Genomic DNA, 16,788 nt, shown 5'->3' on the forward strand with positions numbered 1-16,788 from the left:
GCCGGGCCATGGGACCAAGCCTTATTGCGCGGGCGCCATGGCGTCCGCCGGCTTCATCGCATCCGTTGCGGGTTTCATGGCATCGGCCGGCTTCATGGCGTCGGTGGCGGGTTTCATCGCATTCGTCGCCATTGGGTCGGCGGGCTTCATGGCACCGGTCGCCGGCGCCATGGCATCGGTCGCGGGCTTCATCGCCTCGGTGGCCATCGCCGGCTTCATGGCGTTGGCCGCTTCGTCGGCACGGGCGCCGGCGGCGAAGGTGGTCATCGAAAGCGCAAAGGCGAGCGCGGTCAGGGTCTTGTTCATGATGGTATTTCCTCCTTGAAGAGGGCGCGCGGATGCGAGCCCGGTTATGCCGCGCTAGCGGCGTTGGGTAGAAAAAGAATCAGTCGGCTGCTGCAGCCAGGATCGGCCCACCGCCCTGCGCCTGCACCAACACCGCGGTGCTCAGCCCGCCGTTCGCCGCTGGCAGCGGCAGCGTGGTGGCGTCGCCGCTCCAGCTGCCGAGTTTCTCCAGCGAGTGCACGACATTGGCATGCGGCAGCGTGCGGCCGGTGTTCTCGCCGCGCGCCACCGGCACTTCGAGGACGCCCTTGTTGTAGCGGACCAGCCAGACATCGGCGCTGCCGGCCGGCGCGGAACCGGCGCCGATGCTGATCTTGCCGCCGTCGAGCGACAGCGTCGGCCCGTTCGTGCGGCCACTTGCGGAAATCAGCTGCTCGATCTCGCCTGATGCCGCGCCCACCGCATCGGCACCGCCATTGACCACGACCTGCGGCGTGAACGGGCCGGAGCGGCCGAGCGACGGCTCATAGCGCACCTGGCGCTGGGTAAATTCCTCGCGGCCGAAAATGTCCTTCCAGCCGAGATAGTCCCAGTAGGTGACGTTGAACGACAGCGCCAGAACGCCCGGCTCGTCCTTGACCTTGATCAGATTGGCATTGGCCGGCGGGCAAGACGAACAGCCCTGGCTGGTGAACAATTCGACCACGGTGAGCGGCTGGGCGAAGGCGGTGCCGCCAAGCATCATCAGCGCGGCGCCTACGGCAGCCAGCATGCCGGCGCGTTTTGGGTTAAGTCCAGTCATCGGGGGTCTCCGTTGCGGCGGGTTCATCCCACACTTCGCCGCTGCCCGAGGCTTCGTTACATGGTTCACCGCTTCGTGATTGGGGGCGGACGCGTCCCATTCGCTCCGACGTGAAATGACGGAGGCGGAAGACAAACTGTGGCACGAACTACGTGACCGCAGGCTCGATCGGATCAAATTTCGGCGCCAAGTTCCTGTTGGAAAATACGTCGCCGATTTCGCTTGTCTTGAATCACTCCTCATCATCGAGATCGATGGGAGTCAGCATGCGGACTCAGAGTCAGACCAGGCCCGTAGAACGGAACTGGAGGCGAGAGGCTTTCGTGTGTTGCGCTTTTGGAACGACGATGTCCTGAAAGACATGGACAGCGTCTGCACCACGAAAATCGCTTATGTAAGGGATGTCAGTTTGCAGCCATGGCGGTGAAAGAACGCCGGCGTCAAGCTGGAACACCCCTCATCCGTCTCGGCGCTGCGCGCCGATCCACCTTCTCCCACAAGGGGAGAAGGCAAGGGCACCGCCACCCCGCTTGCCCCTGCAACCCGCCCCTGCTAAAGCGCGCGCCATGAGCACGCCTCTCGACCACATCCGCAATTTCTCCATCGTCGCCCATATCGACCATGGCAAATCCACGCTTGCCGACCGGCTGATCCAGTCCACCGGCGGGCTGGAGCTGCGCGACATGAAGGAGCAGGTGCTGGACTCGATGGACATCGAGCGCGAGCGCGGCATCACCATCAAGGCGCAGACGGTGCGGCTGAAATACCGCGCCAACAATGGCGAGGACTATATCCTCAACCTCATCGACACGCCCGGCCATGTCGACTTCGCCTATGAAGTGTCGCGGTCGCTCGCCGCCTGCGAAGGTTCGCTGCTGGTCGTCGACGCCTCGCAAGGCGTCGAGGCGCAGACGCTGGCCAATGTCTACCAGGCCATCGACAACAATCACGAGATCGTCGTGGTGCTGAACAAGGTCGACCTGCCGGCCGCCGAGCCCGAGCGCATCCGCGAGCAGGTCGAGGAGGTCATCGGCATCGACGCCTCCAACGCCGTGCTGATCTCGGCCAAGACCGGCCTCGGCATTCCCGATGTGCTCGAAGCCATCGTCCACCAGTTGCCCCCCCCGCGCGAAGGCGATGCGTCAGCACCCCTGAAGGCCATGCTGGTCGACAGCTGGTACGACGCCTATCTCGGCGTCATCGTTCTGGTGCGCATCATCGACGGCGTGCTGAAAAAGGGCGCGACCATCCGCATGATGGGCACCGGCGCAAAGCATCTGGTCGAGCGCACCGGCGTGTTCACGCCGGCCCGCATCAATGTCGACGAGCTCGGCCCCGGCGAGTTCGGCTTCTTCACCGGCTCGATCAAGGAAGTGGCCGACACCCGCGTCGGCGACACCATCACCGAGGACAAGCGCCAGACCGCGCATGCTTTGCCCGGCTTCAAGCCGGCGCAGCCGGTGGTGTTTTGCGGCCTGTTCCCGGTCGACGCCGCCGATTTCGAGGATCTGCGCGCCGCCGTCGGCAAATTGCGCCTCAACGACGCCTCCTTCTCCTATGAAATGGAAACCAGTGCCGCGCTCGGCTTCGGCTATCGCTGCGGCTTCCTCGGGTTGCTGCATCTGGAAATCATCCAGGAGCGGCTGGAGCGCGAGTTCAACCTCGACCTGATCGCCACGGCTCCATCAGTCGTCTACCGGCTGCTGCTTACCGACGGCTCGATGAAGGAACTGCACAACCCGGCCGACATGCCCGACGTGGTGAAAATCTCGGCCATCGAGGAGCCGTGGATCCGCGCCACCATCCTGACGCCCGACGACTATCTCGGCGGCATCCTGAAGCTTTGCCAGGACCGGCGCGGCATCCAGGCCGACCTGTCCTATGTCGGCAAGCGCGCCATGCTGATCTACGATCTGCCGCTCAACGAAGTCGTCTTCGACTTCTACGACCGGCTGAAGTCGATCTCCAAGGGCTACGCCTCCTTCGACTATCACCTGACCGACTACAAGGAAGGCGATCTGGTGAAGATGTCGATCCTGGTCAATGAGGAGCCGGTCGACGCGCTGTCCATGCTGGTCCACCGCACCGCGGCGGAAAAGCGCGGCCGCCAGATGTGCGAGAAGCTGAAGGAGCTGATCCCGAACCACCTGTTCAAGATCCCGATCCAGGCCGCGATCGGCGGCAAGGTCATCGCCCGCGAAACCATCTCGGCGCTCCGCAAGGATGTCACCGCGAAGTGCTACGGCGGCGACGTGTCCCGCAAGCGCAAGCTGCTGGACAAGCAGAAGGAGGGCAAGAAGCGGATGCGGCAGTTCGGCAAGGTGGATATTCCCCAGGAGGCGTTTATTCAGGCGCTGAAGATGGGAGACTAACCGGTCCGGCCTTCTGGCCGCACGTGTCGACCCGGTGGGTCGGTGCGAGCGCAAGTCCGCGTAGGAGCTGCCGAAGGCAGCGGGTCCCACCCCGGGGGGGTGCGGCAGTGCGGTGACCTAGTCGGACGCCCCGTGCGAAGCACTATTCCATCAAGCGGTACCAATTGCGGACAACGAGCTTAAGCTTCACAACGTCATCCTCACCTAAAACACCGCAATGCGCGATTGGACCTCGAAGCATGTTGAGTTGCTGTAGCACTTTTTCAACACCAACTTTGTCGTGCCTAGAGAATACCCCTCCGAATACGTCCCAGTTCGCTTTTATAATTTCGCCAAGCTCGCCAAACGTAGTGTAATCGATCATTCGGTCCGATCTCGGAATTATTCCCTCTCGGCGCTCTCGCTCCAAATTCTTCGCGGCGTTCAGCCTAACATTCTCAGGAACCTTGCTTAGCCACCAATCTGTTTCATCACTAGATTCTATCAGATCAACAATGAAACTTCTTATCTCGTTTTCCAACAAATAAAACAATTTATAGTATGACGCCATGCGGTCTGCCCGTTGTCGATTCTCGGAAGACGCTACCGAAATATAGCCCTTAATAAGAGCATCTGAAAACTTCTCAATGGCGGTTACGTGCCCCCTAACGCCTTGCTCCGCAAGCGCATTGTCTACAGCCGATCGTAGCGAAGCTCCCATTAGTAAGAAATGTTGAAGCTCTATTTTCAATTTAGCAAATTCTCTCTAATTGACCGGAAAATCGCGTTGTATACTTGTACGTCCGTTGTCTCAGGAAGGACGACGTTTATGGTGGTAACGAGATTAAATTCGTGGTTGTCGCTCTGTCTTCTGACGTCGCCTTTAGTGGCGCCATCCGTTTTGCTCGACTGATTAATTGCCGGATCTTGAGCCTTTGCTTCCTTGGCGCTTTTTGCGAATTCGTTAAAGGCGCCGAACGTGCCGAAAATCGCACTGACGATCTGGTCGCTCTTGTGTAGGCCCGTTATCTCTATAATCAGTTCTTTGATCCGATCGTCCGGCAGCCTGTGCGCATACTCGTTTCTTCTGAAAATTTCTGAAAATCCGTTTTTAAGTGCTGCGAGCGCTGCCTCCGAGCGCGTTGATTCTGACTTAAACTTGGAGTATAGGTCAGTTGGAGAGTTGTCAGAACTCAACAACCCCATTCTCTTCAGGATTGGAGGGATTGCCCTAGCACTACCACCTCGAATCTTCAGTACACTGTCCAAGAAACTTTCGTTGAACTGCTGCGGTCGCTCCGCCTCGATCAGGGCTTTTAGCGCCTCGCTTAGCCTACCGTGAGTAGGGGTGTATGGAAGATTCCCTGGGATTTCGCGCCTAGTCCCTTTCTTTTCACCCGGCGTTTGATCCGATTTTGTTGTTTCTTCTACCGGGCTCGCCTTTTCTGCCAATTGATCCTCCCGCCAATAATATTGAGGGAACTATACGCGTCCTGAAGTGCGCGATGTCAAGCTATTGCCAACCAAGTGCTTCGCACGCGAATATGTGTATCTCTGCCTCCTCCTGAATTTGCAGGATCGAGCCAACCGCATCGCAACCGTGCGGGTAGCCACGCCGACACCGGATCATGGCCGCTTGGAACCCCCCGTTGCCAGGCGCCTTTGGGAAACATCACATGCGCACCACATCAGACAGCGGCTGGGCAATGACTGCATAGCTGCCGGGTTCCTCACCTTCCTTGCCGGCGAAAGCATGCTGCTCGCCGGCAATGCGGCGGGGCTGGAGGCCAGCGTGCCCTCCTATGTCGGCGGCATCTCGCTGTGGGCGGCAGCGCTTGTCCTGATCAGCGCGGCCAACACTTTTGCGCTCTGGATGCGGCTCACCGGCTTCATCGCCGCCATCCTGTTTGTCGTGACGGCGGCCATGGTGCTGTGGGGCGCACCCTTGCTGCCGACCTCGGCGCCGCTGCCCGCCGCGGGCTATCCGTTCCTGGTGCTGGCGTTTGCCGGCTGGATCTGGACGTTGCTGAAGACGCCGAGGTGATTGCCGCGATCCGGCGGCTGGCGCCGCATGTGAAGGTTGGCGCTAATCTCCCCCCTCGAGGGGGAGATGTCGCCGAAGGCGACAGAGGGGGTCGCCTCGCGTGAAGCGCTAGCCTCCATCTGCCGCAACAAGGCAACAAGGTTGAGCCCGGTCGGACCGCCCCCTCTGGCCTGCCGGCCATCTCCCCCTCAAGGAGGGAGATTGCCCGCTCGATCGCCTCGCGTCGCCTCTCCGCTCATGCTTTAGTTCCCGTCTCCGATTCGGATACCCCCGCCATGCTCCGCCTCACCCTTGCCGCCCTCCTCATCGCCACGCCGGCGCACGCCGCCGATATGGCGTTCTTCGTCAAGAACCTGCGCAGCCAGGCGGTGGCGGTGGAGCTGTTCAGCCGTGACCGCAAGATGTCGTGGCCGGGCGGCGACCAGGTATTTTTGATCGATCCGAGCTCGCAGAAATCGGTGCCGATCTCGTGCAATTCCGGCGAGAATATCTGCTATGGCGCCTGGGTGAATGGCAATGATGCGGTCTCCGCCGGCGTCGGGCCGGATAATGACCAGCCATGCGATACGTGCTGTTTCATCTGCGTGGAGAAGACGACCGAGACGATCGATCTGGTGGAGTGAGGGGCGGGGCGCCGAAGCTGCTGATCTCCCCCCTCGTGGGGGAGATGTCCGGCAGGACAGAGGGGGGCGCGAAGGATCGCCAGCGTATGGATCAGCAAGCCTAAAATTGAAATGACGCGGCTGCAGGAATGAGAGGTCGGCGGGACAGCGCCCCCCTCTGCCTTGCCAGGCATCTCCCCCACGAGGGGGGAGATCAGCAGCTCCACCAACCTCTCCCAATCCCCCCAAAATCAGTCACGCCCCGCCCTTCAATGTCAGCCGCCATCATGCGATGCTGATTCCCTCGGCCGGGGGGCCGATTTGCCTCGGGGATTTCAATGTCTTTCACCATCACGCGCCGCATCGTCGTCGCGCTCTCGCTGGCCGGGCTGTTTGCGCCGGCCGCGCACGCCGCCGACATCACCTTCGCCGTCAAGAACAGCCATCCCAACGCCATGCGCCTCGAGCTCTACAGCCAGGACCGCGACTATGTCTGGCCGGGCAATGACAAGGATTTCTATCTCGACGACGGCGAGACCAAACAGATCCCGGTGTCGTGCGACGAGGGCGAGTCCATCTGCTACGGCGCGTGGGTCGACGGCGACGAGGGAACCTATTGGGGCGTCGGCCCCAACAACAAGGAAAAATGCGAGGATTGCTGCTACACCTGCAATGGCGGCGAGACGGAGGAGATTGAACTGACTCCGTAGGAAGTACAGCCAATCTCCCCCCAAGTGGGGGAGATGTCGGCAGGACAGAGGGGGGCGCCATAGAGCGCAAGCCTCGGCAACCACCGAGCATCGTAATGCCGCACACACCTCTACCGCCTCGACATCGCGCAAACGCCAGATCGATGCGCAAAGTCCTGACGCCAGCCGAAGTCAAGCTCTGGAACGAACTTCGTGCCCACCGGCTGATGAGGCTTGGCTTCCGGCGACAATTTCCGATTGCCGCCTACATCGTCGATTTCGCTTGCCCTGAGAAGAAGCTGGTCATCGAAGTCGATGGCTCCCAGCATGCGGACGCCGGCGCGGCTGCCGGTGATGAAACGCGGACATCGCACCTCGAACAAGATGGCTGGACCGTCCTGCGGTTCTGGAATGACGACGTCATCCGCGACGTCGACAATGTCTGCCAGCATATTGTGATTGCGGCTGGGCTTGGAGGCGCATCCTGAACCGTGCCGGTGCTGGGCTTTAGGCAGGGAAAGGTCGGCGGGACAGCCTTGGCCTGCCGGCCATCTCCCCCACGAGGGGGGAGATCGGGTTCCGCCTTGGCTTTCGCCAATTATCCCAGCAACGCCCTTTGACGCTTCGGGCCGCCCGCCTTGCGCCAGGAATTGAACCGGTGCGTCGCGGCGGCAAACGAGATCTTCATCTGCTGGGCGACCGAGTAGCGCGACTTGCCTTCGTCGAACAGGCGGTAGCAGCATTCGACGCCCTCCTCGGTCAGCTTGCCGTCGGGCGCCTTGTTGTGCGGATTGGCGGGGTCGAATTTTTCGACCTGCTGTTCGACCAGGCCTTTCAGCCGTTGCAAATCGGCCTCGATGCTGGCGATCAGATCGAGGACGGGTTTCGGATCGAAGTGGTCGTGCGGCTTTGCCGTCATCTTGCTCATGCCTTTCGCTTGCGTATCGCGACCGATATAGGCGAACATTTGCCGATAATGAAGGGCGCGTTGCAATCCGGCGCTTCAACATTTCTTGACTGGTGATTGACCGCGGAGACTGCAGCGCCTAGTTTAGAATTGTTCTAAACTGGGGTGAATTTCTCATGCTTTCCCGTGTCTTCGGTTTCGGCCGCCGTCCTTTCGAAACGCTGTCGGAACAGGAGATCCTGGCCCTGGCAATTTCATCCGAAGAGGATGACGGGCGCATCTACCGCGCCTATGCCGACGGGCTGGCGGACAGTTTTCCGCAATCGGCGAAAGTGTTCGAGGCGATGGCGGAGGAGGAGGACGGCCATCGCGATTCCCTGATCGAGCTCTACCGCAAGCGTTTCGGCGAGCGCATTCCGTTGCTGCGCCGCGAGCACGTGAAAGGCTATTACGAGCGCAAGCCCGACTGGCTGGTGCGGCCGCTCGGCATCGAGCATGTGCGGCGCCAAGCCGAAGAGATGGAGCGGCAGGCCTATCGCTTCTATGTCGAGGCGGCCAAGCGCACCGGCGATGCCTCGACCCGGAAACTGCTCGGCGACCTGGCCGCGGCCGAGCAAAGCCATGAGAATTCGGCGCATCGGCTGGAGCAGAAACTTGTGCCGGGCGAGGTGAAGGACGAGGAAGCCAGCGCCGAGCAACGCCAGTTCATCCTGACCTATGTGCAGCCCGGGCTTGCCGGGCTGATGGACGGCTCGGTGTCGACGCTGGCGCCGATCTTTGCCGCAGCGTTTGCCACGCACGACACCTGGCAGACGCTGCTGGTCGGCCTCGCCGCCTCGATCGGCGCCGGCATCTCGATGGGCTTTACGGAGGTCGCTTCCGACGATGGCAAGCTGTCGGGGCGTGGCTCGCCGATCAAGCGCGGCCTCACCGTCGGCATCATGACGACGCTGGGTGGTCTCGGTCACGCGCTGCCTTACATCATCCCGCATTTCTGGACGGCGACGGCGGTGGCGGCCGTCGTGGTGTTCTTCGAATTGTGGGCGATCGCCTTCGTGCAGAACCGCTACATGCAAACCCCGTTCCTGCGCGCGGCGTTTCAGGTGGTGCTGGGCGGGGCGCTGGTGTTTGCGGCCGGGGTGCTGATCGGGAATGCATGAGCGCCAAGCGCCCCCTCACCCAGCCTCCGCTTCGCTCGGCTGACCTCTCCCCGAGGGGAGAGGAGGTTTTCGACGCCTGCGCCAGTCTCTTCTCCCCAGCGGCGAGAAGGTGGCCGCGAAGCGGCCGGATGAGGGGGCCTGGCGCGACGCCGATACCTAGTCACCCATTCACCGCCCGGCTGTCGGCCGGCGCTTCATCCCTCTCCGTCAGCCCATAGTCCCGCAGCACATGCGCAATGCGCAGCCGGTAGCCGGCAAAGATTCCGCCACGGCCGGCCTTTTGCGCCTGCCGGTGCTCTTCCGTGTTGCGCCAGGCTTTCACCGCTTCCTCGTCGCGCCAGAAGGACAGCGACAGCACGCGGTTCGGGTCGACCAAGCTCTGAAACCGCTCGATCGAGATGAAACCGTCTATGCCGTCGAGCAGCGGCCTGAGTTCCGCGGCGATACCGAGATAGGCATCGCGCTTTCCCTCAGCCGGTTGCACCTCGAAGATGACAGCGATCATATCTCCTCCTTGACCGCGGTCTGGAACAGCTGCCGCGGTCCATGCGGCCCCGACACCAGCTTCAGGAAGATGCGGTCCTCTTTCAAGATGAACTTTTCGCGGCGGGCGAATTCGTAATTGGCCTTGCCCGCCGGATCTGCGGCGAGACGGGCGCGATATGCTTCGTAGGCGGCGAGGCTGTCGATGTTGTAGGCGGCGTAGGCGGTGGTGGCCGAGCCCTCATGCGGGGCGTAGTAGCCGATCAGATCGGCGCCGCAGCGCGGGATCGCCTGGCCCCAGGCCTTGGCATATTGCTCGAAGGCCGGCTTGCCGAACGGGTCGATCTCATAGCGGATGAAGCAAGTGATGGTCATCGTGATCTCCTTGGGTTTCGCGTGGATAGTTCGAGCGGCGTCGAAACGTTGTGCCGCAGGGTCTGCTAAGCAAAAGCGCTGGCTGTCAGGCCTGCCAGAAGGATTTTGCGCATTCGCGGCGCACATCCTCACGGGTCAGGCCGAGATCGCGCAGCAGATGGTCGTCGATCTCCGCGAGGCCGAGCCGCTGCAGGTGGCGGTCGTACCAGCGGGCGAGCAGCCGCCGTTGCAGCCAGGTGACGAATGGAAAAGGCCGGCGGCTGGCGAGTGGGGCGGAAGCGGTTGGCATCGGCGTTCTCCTTGATCCCGCCCGACAATAATGCTTATCTGACGAGAATGCTTCGATGGAGACCTAACTATGCGTGAAGGACCCGACATTGCCCGCATCGCCAGCCTGGTCGGCGATCCGGCGCGGGCAAACATGCTGAATGCGCTGATGGGCGGCACGGCTTTGACGGCCAGCGAACTGGCGCTGGAGGCCGGCGTGTCGCTGCCCACCGCGTCCTCGCATCTGTCGAAACTGATGGAGGGCGGGCTTTTAACTTTGGCCAGCCAGGGACGGCATCGCTATTACGGCCTCGCAGGGCCGCAGGTGGCCGGCATGATCGAGGCGATCACCGGGGTGGCCGAAGCGGTCGGCCCCAAGCGGGTGCGGCCCGGCCCGCGCGACGGCGCCATGCGCGTCGCCCGTGTCTGCTACGACCACCTCGCCGGCGAACATGCGGTGGCGATGCTCGACCGCCTCGTCGCGCGCGGCATCCTGTTGCGCGACGACAATGAGATGAGGCTGGGGCCAGCAGCAGCCTCGCATTTTTCGGCCATCGGCATCGACGTCGGCGCCAAGCCGCGCCGGCCGGTCTGCCGCGCCTGCCTCGACTGGAGCGTGCGCCGCTCGCACCTTGCGGGAACGCTGGGCGCGGCTATTCTGGACAAGATCCTGGCGGAGAAATGGGCAAGGCGGGAGAAGGACAGCCGCGCGGTGGTGTTTTCACCGCCGGGGAAGCAGGCGTTCGAGCGGGTGTTTTTGGCGTAGAGGTTCGGCAGCGCTAATTGGGCGACGCTGGCGGGAACAGCACCCCCCCTCTGGCCTGCCGGCCATCTCCCCCTCAAGGGGGGAGATTACGCGCTCAACAGCTTTCGCCAATCTCGAACATCGTAAAGGTGAGCTGCGCCTCGAAGCTGCCAATCTCCCCCCTTGAGGACAGAGGGGGGTGTGACGGAACGCTTGCGTAGCAGGTGAGGCGCGCGACGCTCACCCCCGCTTCAGCACCTTCGCCTGCTCGAAGAAATCCGCCCACGGATCGGCCTTCTCCAATTCCTTCAGCGTCGTCTTGTCGCCGATCGGGAAGGAATTCGGCGCTAGCCCCTTCTCAACCTCCGCCCACGTCACCGGTACCGAGACCGTCGCGCCCTTCTTGGCGCGGGAAGAGTAGGGCGCGACGGTGGTCGAGCCCCTGCCATTGCGCAGATAGTCGACGAAGATTTTTCCGGTGCGCGCCTTTTTCGACAGCGTCGCCGTGTAGCGGTCGGGCGCGGCCTGCTCCAGCGCCTTGGCGAAATCATGCGAGAAGGTTTTGACCGCCTCCCAATCCGCCGACGGCTTCAGCGGCACCAGCACGTGATAGCCCTTGCCGCCTGACGGCTTGACGAAATTCGGCAGCGACAGATCGTCGAGCTTGCCTCTGATGTCGAGCGCGGCCTCGCGCACCGCCTTGACGTCGACGCCTTCGTCGGGATCGAGATCGAAGATGATCTGATCCGGCTTTTCCAGCTCATCGATCTCGCAACCCCAGATGTGGACCTCGACCACGCCGTACTGGACCAGAGCGGCAAGGCCGTCGAAATCGCGGATGAACAGGATTTCCTCGCCATCGGTCGGGTCCTTCATGCGGGCGATCTTGTCGCTCATGCCGGCCGAAGCATGTTTCTGGAAGAAGCGCGGACCGCCGATGCCATCCGGCGCCCTGACCAGGCTGAGCGGCCGGTTGACGATGAACTGCTCCATGCGCGGCCAGACCAGCGCGTAGTGTTCGAGCAAGTCCTGCTTGGATATTTTTTCCTCGGGCCACAGCAGCTTGTCGGGATGGGATAGTTTTACGCTGGTCGTGATCGTCGCGGGCGCCTTAGCCCCGGCGGCCTTGCCGGCGCCGCCTGCCGCCGGCTTTGCCTTGTTTGCCGCCTTCGATGGCTTTTCCTGCACGACTTCCTCCGCCGGCTTGTCCTCGCGCAGTCCCTGGAACGACGCGTGGCGTATTATACGGTCCGAGGTCCAGCTGCGGAACTCCACTTCGCCGACAAGTTCGGGCCTGACCCAGACCAAACCCTTGCCCTTTGGCACCGCGGCGGCAAACGGCGAGGCGTCTGCCTTCAGCGCATCGAGTTTTTTCTTCAAATCGGTGGCGCTCCTGGCTGTGAAGCCCGTGCCGACGCGGCCGGCATAGTGGAGCTTGCCGCCCTCGTGGTAGCCGACCAGCAGCGAACGCAGGCCGCGGCCGGTCTTGTCCGAGGGCAGATACCCGCCGATGACGAATTCCTGGCGGGCCGTGCATTTCGACTTCACCCAGCTTGGGCCACGGCCGCTGCGGTAGGGCGCATCGGCGCGCTTGGAGACGATGCCTTCAAGGCCCATGCGGCAGGCGTGCTGCAGCATGATCTTGCCGGGCTCGGCGAAATGGTCGCTGAAGCGGACGGGGGCATTTTCGGCCGTCTCGCCGAGCAGCTCCTGCAGCGCCTGCTTGCGCTCGACCAGCGGCTCGCGGCGCAAATCGTTGCCGTCAAGCCGCATAAGGTCGAACACATAGTAGGTGAAGCGGTCGGTTCGATTGGCGGAGAGATCCTGCTGAAGCAGCGAGAAAGACGAAACGCCGCTGTCGGCGAGCACGACGATCTCGCCGTCGATGATGGCGTCGCTGCATTTCAGCTGGGCCAGTTCCGCGACGATCTCAGGGCCGAATTTCTCCGTCCAGTCGAGGCCGGTGCGGGTCAGCAGCCGCACCTCCGTGCCGGCGATCTGCGCCTGCATGCGGTAGCCGTCGAATTTGACCTCATGCAGCCAGTCCTCGCCGGGCGGCGCCTCGCGCTCCAGCGTCGCCAGTTGCGGCTCGACGAAGTCGAGGCGCTTGCCGGCTTTCGCCTTGCTGGATGCCGCAGGCTTGTTGGAGTGCCAGACCTTCGGCTTCTTGCCGTCGGCGGTCTTGCCTTCCGCGACCTCTTCGATGGTCAGGCCGGACTTCACCGATTTCGGTGCGTCCTTCAGGATATCCTCGCCGGGGCGGGCGGCGGCATCGTCGGATTTGATCAGCAGCCAGTTGTCGCGCTTTTCGCCAGGGCGGGGTCTTAACCTGACCAGATGCCACCGCCCATTCAGCTTCTGGCCGTTGAGTTCGAAGTCGATATGGCCCTTCTTCATCGCCTTGGCGGGGTCGATCTCTGGCGTCCATGTGCCTTCGTCCCAGACGATGACGGTGCCGCCGCCATACTCGCCCTTGGGAATGGTGCCCTCGAAGCCGGCATAGTCGATCGGGTGGTCCTCGACATGCACGGCCAGCCGCTTTTCGTGCGGGTCGAGGCTCGGGCCTCGCGTCACCGCCCAGCTCCACAACACGCCCTCATGCTCGAGGCGGAAATCATAGTGCAGCCTGGTCGCGTCGTGCTTCTGGACGACGAAGATGCCGCCGGGCTGCTTGCCGCGCGCGACCTTGCCCCCCGGCTCGGCCGTCTTCTTGAAATCGCGCTTGGACTGATATTGTTCGAGGCTGGCCACGGCGCCGACCCTCAAGCCGACTTGCGCTTGGGCGCAGAAGCTTTCGCCTTGCCGCTTTTTGCCGCCGGCTTGGCCTTCTTCGCCGAGACTTCCGCCTGGCCGCCATCGGACAGGCTCTTCTTCAGCGCGTCGAACAGATTGACGACATTGGACGGCTTGGGCGCGGCCTGCGCTTTCGGAGCCTTCTTTCCGGCCTTCTTGGCGCGGATCAGTTCGAGCAGCGCGTCCTCAAACTTGTCCTCGAATGTCGACGGATCGAACTTCCCCTTCTTCTTGTCGATGATGCGTTCGGCCATATCGGTCATCTCCTGGTCGGTCTTCACCGCCTTGATGTCGCCGAAGATGCTCTCCGGCTCCCGCACCGTGTTGCCGTAGCGCAAGGTGGTCAGCACCATGCCTTTGCCGCGCGGCTCGATGACCACGGGCCGCTCGCGGCTATAGAGCACGACGCGCGCCAGCCCGGCCATCTTCTTGTCCGCCATGGCATCGCGGATGACGGCAAAGGCCTCCTCCGACACCTTGTCGGCGGGCGTGACATAATAGGGCGTGTCGAGATAGATCTGCTCTATCGAGGCTTTGTCGACGAAGCCGTCCAGCGCCATCGTGTGCGAGGACTCGATCTGCACCGCTTCGATCTCTTCGTCCTCGATATGGACGAACTCACCGGGGCTCACCTCATAGCCCCTGATCTCGTCGCCATCGCCCAGCGGCTTGCCGGTTTCAGAATCGACATAGATGCGCTTGACCGTGTTGCCGGTCTTGCGGTTGAGCACCCGGAACGAAACTTTTTCGGCGTGGGTGACGACGTTGGTCAGTTCGACAGCGCAGGTGACCAGCGACAGTTTCAGATAGCCCTTCCAGGCGGGGCGAGGTGCCATGGCGAACTCCTGCGCGATGCGGTTCAAGCGAGAACGGGCAAGGCCCGTTCCGGTTCCGGGCGCGCAGCCAGGGGCATTTCGGCAGCGAGCATGGAAATTTCGAGAGGCTCGCCAAATCTGAAACAGAACCGCGCTCAAGCGACATCCATACGAAACATATGTGATGCAAAAGTCACAATGCCGGAAATGGCGACGAACCACACCGAAAGACCCCCAAACAGCCGCATTCCGGCCACGAAGCATGGGGTTTTCGACCAAAGATTAACATCGTGTTCACCGACTATTCACGCCTCGACGCTATGATCCCCGCAATCGGACGGGACATCCGAAAATCGGGACAGGGACTTGAGTAAAATGAAATTCTGGGGCCACATCGCCGGCTATGCCGCCGCCATCCGTGAGTTCATCGCGCCGACCTATCGGCCGGAGCGCTACTACATGCGCGGCCCGGGTCCGGCCTGCGCCCGTCGCGGCAGCTCGCTCGGCGCGCATTGATCATGACATTCGAAACGCGTCACGACAGCCGGATCTGCAGACCGGAGGCCGATCCCCGCGCAACCACCTATCGCGCCGAGCGCCCCGCGCTGGCCGCGAGAAGCCGTGCGACAACGCCGCGGCTTTGATCCCGCTGCCGGCGGGCTTAGTGTCTGAAGACACAAGCTGCCGGACGTCCCGTGACTTCTTCTCCTGAACCCTTCGATGCCAGCCAGCCATTGATCGTTTTCGACGGCGTCTGCGTGCTGTGCTCGGGCTTCGTACGCACGGTGGTCGGGCTCGACCGCAAAAACCGCTTCCGCTTCGCCACGGCGCAGTCGCCCTTCGGCGAGGCGCTGTTCCAGAGATACGGGCTGCGCACCGACAGCTACGAGACCAATCTGGTCCTTGTCGGCGGCGCTCCCTTCATGCGGCTGGACAGTTTCATCGCGGTGATGGCCGAACTCGGCTGGCCGTGGCGGGCGGCGAAGGCCCTGCTGCTCATCCCGCGCCCCTTGCGTGACTGGCTCTACGAACGCATCGCCAAAAACCGCTACGCCATGTTCGGCCGCAAGGACAGTTGCGAGATCCTGTCCGCCGCGATACGTGCGCGCGTGATCGGCTAATCGCCTGTCACCCAAAAGTGACCTCGGTTCCGGGAAAACGACATACGCAAAAAGAGCGGCGCCATGAGGCTTCTGGTCGTTGGCGGCTATGGCATTTTCGGCGGCCGCATCGTGCAATTGCTGGAGAGCGAGCCACGCCTGATCCTGCTCGTCGCCGGGCGCTCACTGGCCAAAGCCGAGGCCTGGTGCAAAACCCGCACCGGCGCGGCGCCGCCGCTCGTGCCGACGCGCTTCGATCGCAACGGCGACGTCGCGCAAGGCCGGCCTGTTCGTTCGCGCCTCAGTCCGGCAGCGCCGCGACGGCGACGATCTCGATGACGATGTCTGCCTGGGCAAGCGCTGCGACGCCGATTACCTCCGAAGGCGGCGGATTGTTGTCGCTGCAATGCTTCGGACAATGCTCGGCGAAAAGCGCGTCCAGCACGTCGAGACGAAAATTAGGCGAGCTGAGGACGCCGCCGTCGGGAAATGGCCCTTTGACGAAAAAGGTCAGCCTGATGAGATGGTCGAGCCCGCTGCCAAGTTCTTCCAGATCCGATTTGATGTTGCCGAGAACTTCCCGCCACTGCGCCGCGGCATCGCCGGCGAAGCCGCCACCCTTCTTGCCGGCCGGATCGTAGTCAGCCGATGTCGCGGTGTTGCCGCAGAGATAGACGGTGCCTTTCGCACCGCTGACGACCGTGCCTTTGCCCCATGGCATCAACCGGCCGTTCTTGAATTTCTTGTGGGTCACGAGTTCCATTCTCTTCTCCCACGCCTCGTGTGACGTGCCCGCCAACGACAGAGGATAGTGCTGTGCGGAGCCACGGCCAGTCCGCTGCCGGTCATCCGCCAGCAGACGAAGGAACATCTGGTCCTTGCGAAATCTCCTGGCGGAGGCGAAAGTTTTTTCTGAAGCCTGTCGAAATCGGCCGCCGCCGCGCGACATACGTCTGGCCCCGCTAGGACGCGGCCTTCGAAACCACGGGAGAAGACCCATGCGATACATGCTTTTGATCAACAGCGACGAAGCCGCGCAGGCGAACACGCCAATCGAGAAGGCTCAGCAGATGAGCGCAGCATATGCCGCCTATACCGAAGCGTTGAAGAAATCCGGCGCATGGCTCGCCGGCGAACGGTTGCGCCCGACCCAGGCGACCACCTCGGTGCGGATCACAGACGGCAAGACCAACGTGATCGACGGCCCCTATGCCGACACCAAGGAGCAGCTTGCCGGCTTCTACATGATCGAGGCGGCCGATATCGATACCGCCATCGAGTGGGCGGCGCGCTGTCCGGCGGCGAGCGCCGGCACGGTCGAGTTGCGGCCGATCTGGGAAATGGCCGACTACATGCCCAAGAAATGAAAC

Annotated in this window: 23 protein-coding genes; 12 read left to right on the plus strand and 11 right to left on the minus strand. The window is 62.5% G+C overall.

Annotated elements, in window-relative coordinates; genetic code table 11:
- Positions 1-21: 21 nt before the first annotated feature.
- Complete coding sequence (locus NKI37_RS22325) at positions 22-306, minus strand: hypothetical protein (RefSeq protein WP_023703868.1); 285 nt, start codon at positions 304-306, stop codon at positions 22-24.
- A gap of 79 nt (positions 307-385) precedes the next feature.
- A complete protein-coding gene (locus NKI37_RS22330) occupies positions 386-1,087 on the minus strand; it encodes a DUF1223 domain-containing protein (RefSeq protein ID WP_352789093.1) in 702 nt (233 codons plus the stop codon).
- A gap of 79 nt (positions 1,088-1,166) precedes the next feature.
- Here NKI37_RS22330 and NKI37_RS22335 point away from each other — a divergent pair, with 79 nt between their 5' ends.
- Both NKI37_RS22335 and lepA read left to right on the plus strand, forming a co-directional pair.
- Positions 1,167-1,514 carry an endonuclease domain-containing protein gene (locus NKI37_RS22335; protein ID WP_352789095.1) on the plus strand — a complete coding sequence of 116 codons (348 nt, stop codon included), beginning with the start codon at positions 1,167-1,169 and terminating at the stop codon, positions 1,512-1,514.
- A gap of 139 nt (positions 1,515-1,653) precedes the next feature.
- Positions 1,654-3,459: a translation elongation factor 4 gene (gene lepA / locus NKI37_RS22340; RefSeq protein WP_023687530.1), complete on the plus strand. Its 1,806-nt coding sequence runs from the start codon at positions 1,654-1,656 to the stop codon at positions 3,457-3,459.
- Positions 3,460-3,601: 142 nt separating this feature from the next.
- On the opposite strand, the gene NKI37_RS22345 is transcribed toward lepA, so the two are convergent.
- Both NKI37_RS22345 and NKI37_RS22350 read right to left on the minus strand, forming a co-directional pair.
- Positions 3,602-4,189, minus strand: coding sequence for a Swt1 family HEPN domain-containing protein (locus NKI37_RS22345; RefSeq protein WP_352789097.1), 588 nt, complete (start codon positions 4,187-4,189; stop codon positions 3,602-3,604).
- Positions 4,186-4,890 (minus strand): DUF5343 domain-containing protein, encoded by a 705-nt coding sequence (locus NKI37_RS22350; RefSeq protein ID WP_155921606.1) that lies wholly within the window; start codon positions 4,888-4,890, stop codon positions 4,186-4,188. The genes NKI37_RS22345 and NKI37_RS22350 overlap by 4 nt, the downstream gene beginning before the upstream one ends.
- Positions 4,891-5,074: 184 nt before the next feature.
- On the opposite strand from NKI37_RS22350, the gene NKI37_RS22355 reads away from it, so the two are divergent.
- The 4 genes from NKI37_RS22355 (at position 5,075) to NKI37_RS22370 (ending at position 7,261) form a co-directional block, all read left to right on the plus strand.
- Positions 5,075-5,482 carry a hypothetical protein gene (locus NKI37_RS22355; RefSeq protein WP_352443623.1) on the plus strand — a complete coding sequence of 136 codons (408 nt, stop codon included), beginning with the start codon at positions 5,075-5,077 and terminating at the stop codon, positions 5,480-5,482.
- Between the two features lie 275 nt (positions 5,483-5,757).
- Entirely contained in the window at positions 5,758-6,105 is a 348-nt protein-coding gene (locus NKI37_RS22360; protein WP_352789101.1) for a hypothetical protein, read from the plus strand.
- A 317-nt stretch (positions 6,106-6,422) separates the two neighbouring features.
- Positions 6,423-6,794, plus strand: coding sequence for a hypothetical protein (locus NKI37_RS22365; protein ID WP_352789104.1), 372 nt, complete (start codon positions 6,423-6,425; stop codon positions 6,792-6,794).
- Between the two features lie 95 nt (positions 6,795-6,889).
- Complete coding sequence (locus tag NKI37_RS22370; protein WP_352789106.1) at positions 6,890-7,261, plus strand: endonuclease domain-containing protein; 372 nt, start codon at positions 6,890-6,892, stop codon at positions 7,259-7,261.
- 110 nt (positions 7,262-7,371) lie between these two features.
- Here NKI37_RS22370 and NKI37_RS22375 read toward each other — a convergent pair whose 3' ends face one another.
- On the minus strand, positions 7,372-7,692 hold the full coding sequence (locus NKI37_RS22375) for a hypothetical protein (RefSeq protein ID WP_023681249.1): 321 nt from the start codon (positions 7,690-7,692) through the stop codon (positions 7,372-7,374).
- Positions 7,693-7,856: 164 nt separating this feature from the next.
- Here NKI37_RS22375 and mbfA point away from each other — a divergent pair, with 164 nt between their 5' ends.
- Positions 7,857-8,840 carry an iron exporter MbfA gene (gene mbfA / locus NKI37_RS22380; RefSeq protein ID WP_023681248.1) on the plus strand — a complete coding sequence of 328 codons (984 nt, stop codon included), beginning with the start codon at positions 7,857-7,859 and terminating at the stop codon, positions 8,838-8,840.
- Positions 8,841-9,000: 160 nt separating this feature from the next.
- Here mbfA and NKI37_RS22385 read toward each other — a convergent pair whose 3' ends face one another.
- The 3 genes from NKI37_RS22385 to NKI37_RS22395 form a co-directional block, all read right to left on the minus strand.
- Positions 9,001-9,345, minus strand: coding sequence for an antibiotic biosynthesis monooxygenase family protein (locus NKI37_RS22385; RefSeq protein WP_023673249.1), 345 nt, complete (start codon positions 9,343-9,345; stop codon positions 9,001-9,003).
- Complete coding sequence (locus tag NKI37_RS22390; protein ID WP_023673248.1) at positions 9,342-9,698, minus strand: NIPSNAP family protein; 357 nt, start codon at positions 9,696-9,698, stop codon at positions 9,342-9,344. Before NKI37_RS22390 ends, NKI37_RS22385 begins: the two co-directional genes overlap by 4 nt.
- A gap of 85 nt (positions 9,699-9,783) precedes the next feature.
- On the minus strand, positions 9,784-9,987 hold the full coding sequence (locus NKI37_RS22395; RefSeq protein ID WP_023687540.1) for a DUF1127 domain-containing protein: 204 nt from the start codon (positions 9,985-9,987) through the stop codon (positions 9,784-9,786).
- Between the two features lie 69 nt (positions 9,988-10,056).
- On the opposite strand from NKI37_RS22395, the gene NKI37_RS22400 reads away from it, so the two are divergent.
- Complete coding sequence (locus NKI37_RS22400) at positions 10,057-10,731, plus strand: ArsR/SmtB family transcription factor (RefSeq protein WP_023687541.1); 675 nt, start codon at positions 10,057-10,059, stop codon at positions 10,729-10,731.
- A gap of 219 nt (positions 10,732-10,950) precedes the next feature.
- On the opposite strand, the gene ligD is transcribed toward NKI37_RS22400, so the two are convergent.
- Both ligD and ku read right to left on the minus strand, forming a co-directional pair.
- A complete protein-coding gene (gene ligD, locus NKI37_RS22405; protein ID WP_352789107.1) occupies positions 10,951-13,461 on the minus strand; it encodes a DNA ligase D in 2,511 nt (836 codons plus the stop codon).
- A gap of 11 nt (positions 13,462-13,472) precedes the next feature.
- Positions 13,473-14,339: a non-homologous end joining protein Ku gene (ku, locus tag NKI37_RS22410; RefSeq protein ID WP_023748231.1), complete on the minus strand. Its 867-nt coding sequence runs from the start codon at positions 14,337-14,339 to the stop codon at positions 13,473-13,475.
- 345 nt (positions 14,340-14,684) lie between these two features.
- Here ku and NKI37_RS22415 point away from each other — a divergent pair, with 345 nt between their 5' ends.
- The 3 genes from NKI37_RS22415 (at position 14,685) to NKI37_RS22425 (ending at position 15,757) form a co-directional block, all read left to right on the plus strand.
- Complete coding sequence (locus tag NKI37_RS22415) at positions 14,685-14,834, plus strand: hypothetical protein (RefSeq protein ID WP_196813601.1); 150 nt, start codon at positions 14,685-14,687, stop codon at positions 14,832-14,834.
- 179 nt (positions 14,835-15,013) lie between these two features.
- On the plus strand, positions 15,014-15,439 hold the full coding sequence (locus NKI37_RS22420; protein WP_031199395.1) for a thiol-disulfide oxidoreductase DCC family protein: 426 nt from the start codon (positions 15,014-15,016) through the stop codon (positions 15,437-15,439).
- Between the two features lie 63 nt (positions 15,440-15,502).
- Positions 15,503-15,757: a hypothetical protein gene (locus tag NKI37_RS22425; protein ID WP_023744857.1), complete on the plus strand. Its 255-nt coding sequence runs from the start codon at positions 15,503-15,505 to the stop codon at positions 15,755-15,757.
- On the opposite strand, the gene NKI37_RS22430 is transcribed toward NKI37_RS22425, so the two are convergent.
- Positions 15,720-16,181, minus strand: a complete 462-nt coding sequence (locus tag NKI37_RS22430) for a RidA family protein (protein ID WP_023755312.1) — start codon at positions 16,179-16,181, stop codon at positions 15,720-15,722. The two genes, NKI37_RS22425 and NKI37_RS22430, sit on opposite strands and share 38 nt — an antisense overlap.
- A 235-nt stretch (positions 16,182-16,416) precedes the next feature.
- Between NKI37_RS22430 and NKI37_RS22435 the strand changes: the two genes are divergently transcribed.
- Positions 16,417-16,785, plus strand: coding sequence for a YciI family protein (locus NKI37_RS22435; protein ID WP_023744856.1), 369 nt, complete (start codon positions 16,417-16,419; stop codon positions 16,783-16,785).
- Positions 16,786-16,788 lie beyond the last annotated feature (3 nt).

Source organism: Mesorhizobium sp. M0626, from assembly GCF_040320665.1.
Lineage (GTDB): Bacteria > Pseudomonadota > Alphaproteobacteria > Rhizobiales > Rhizobiaceae > Mesorhizobium.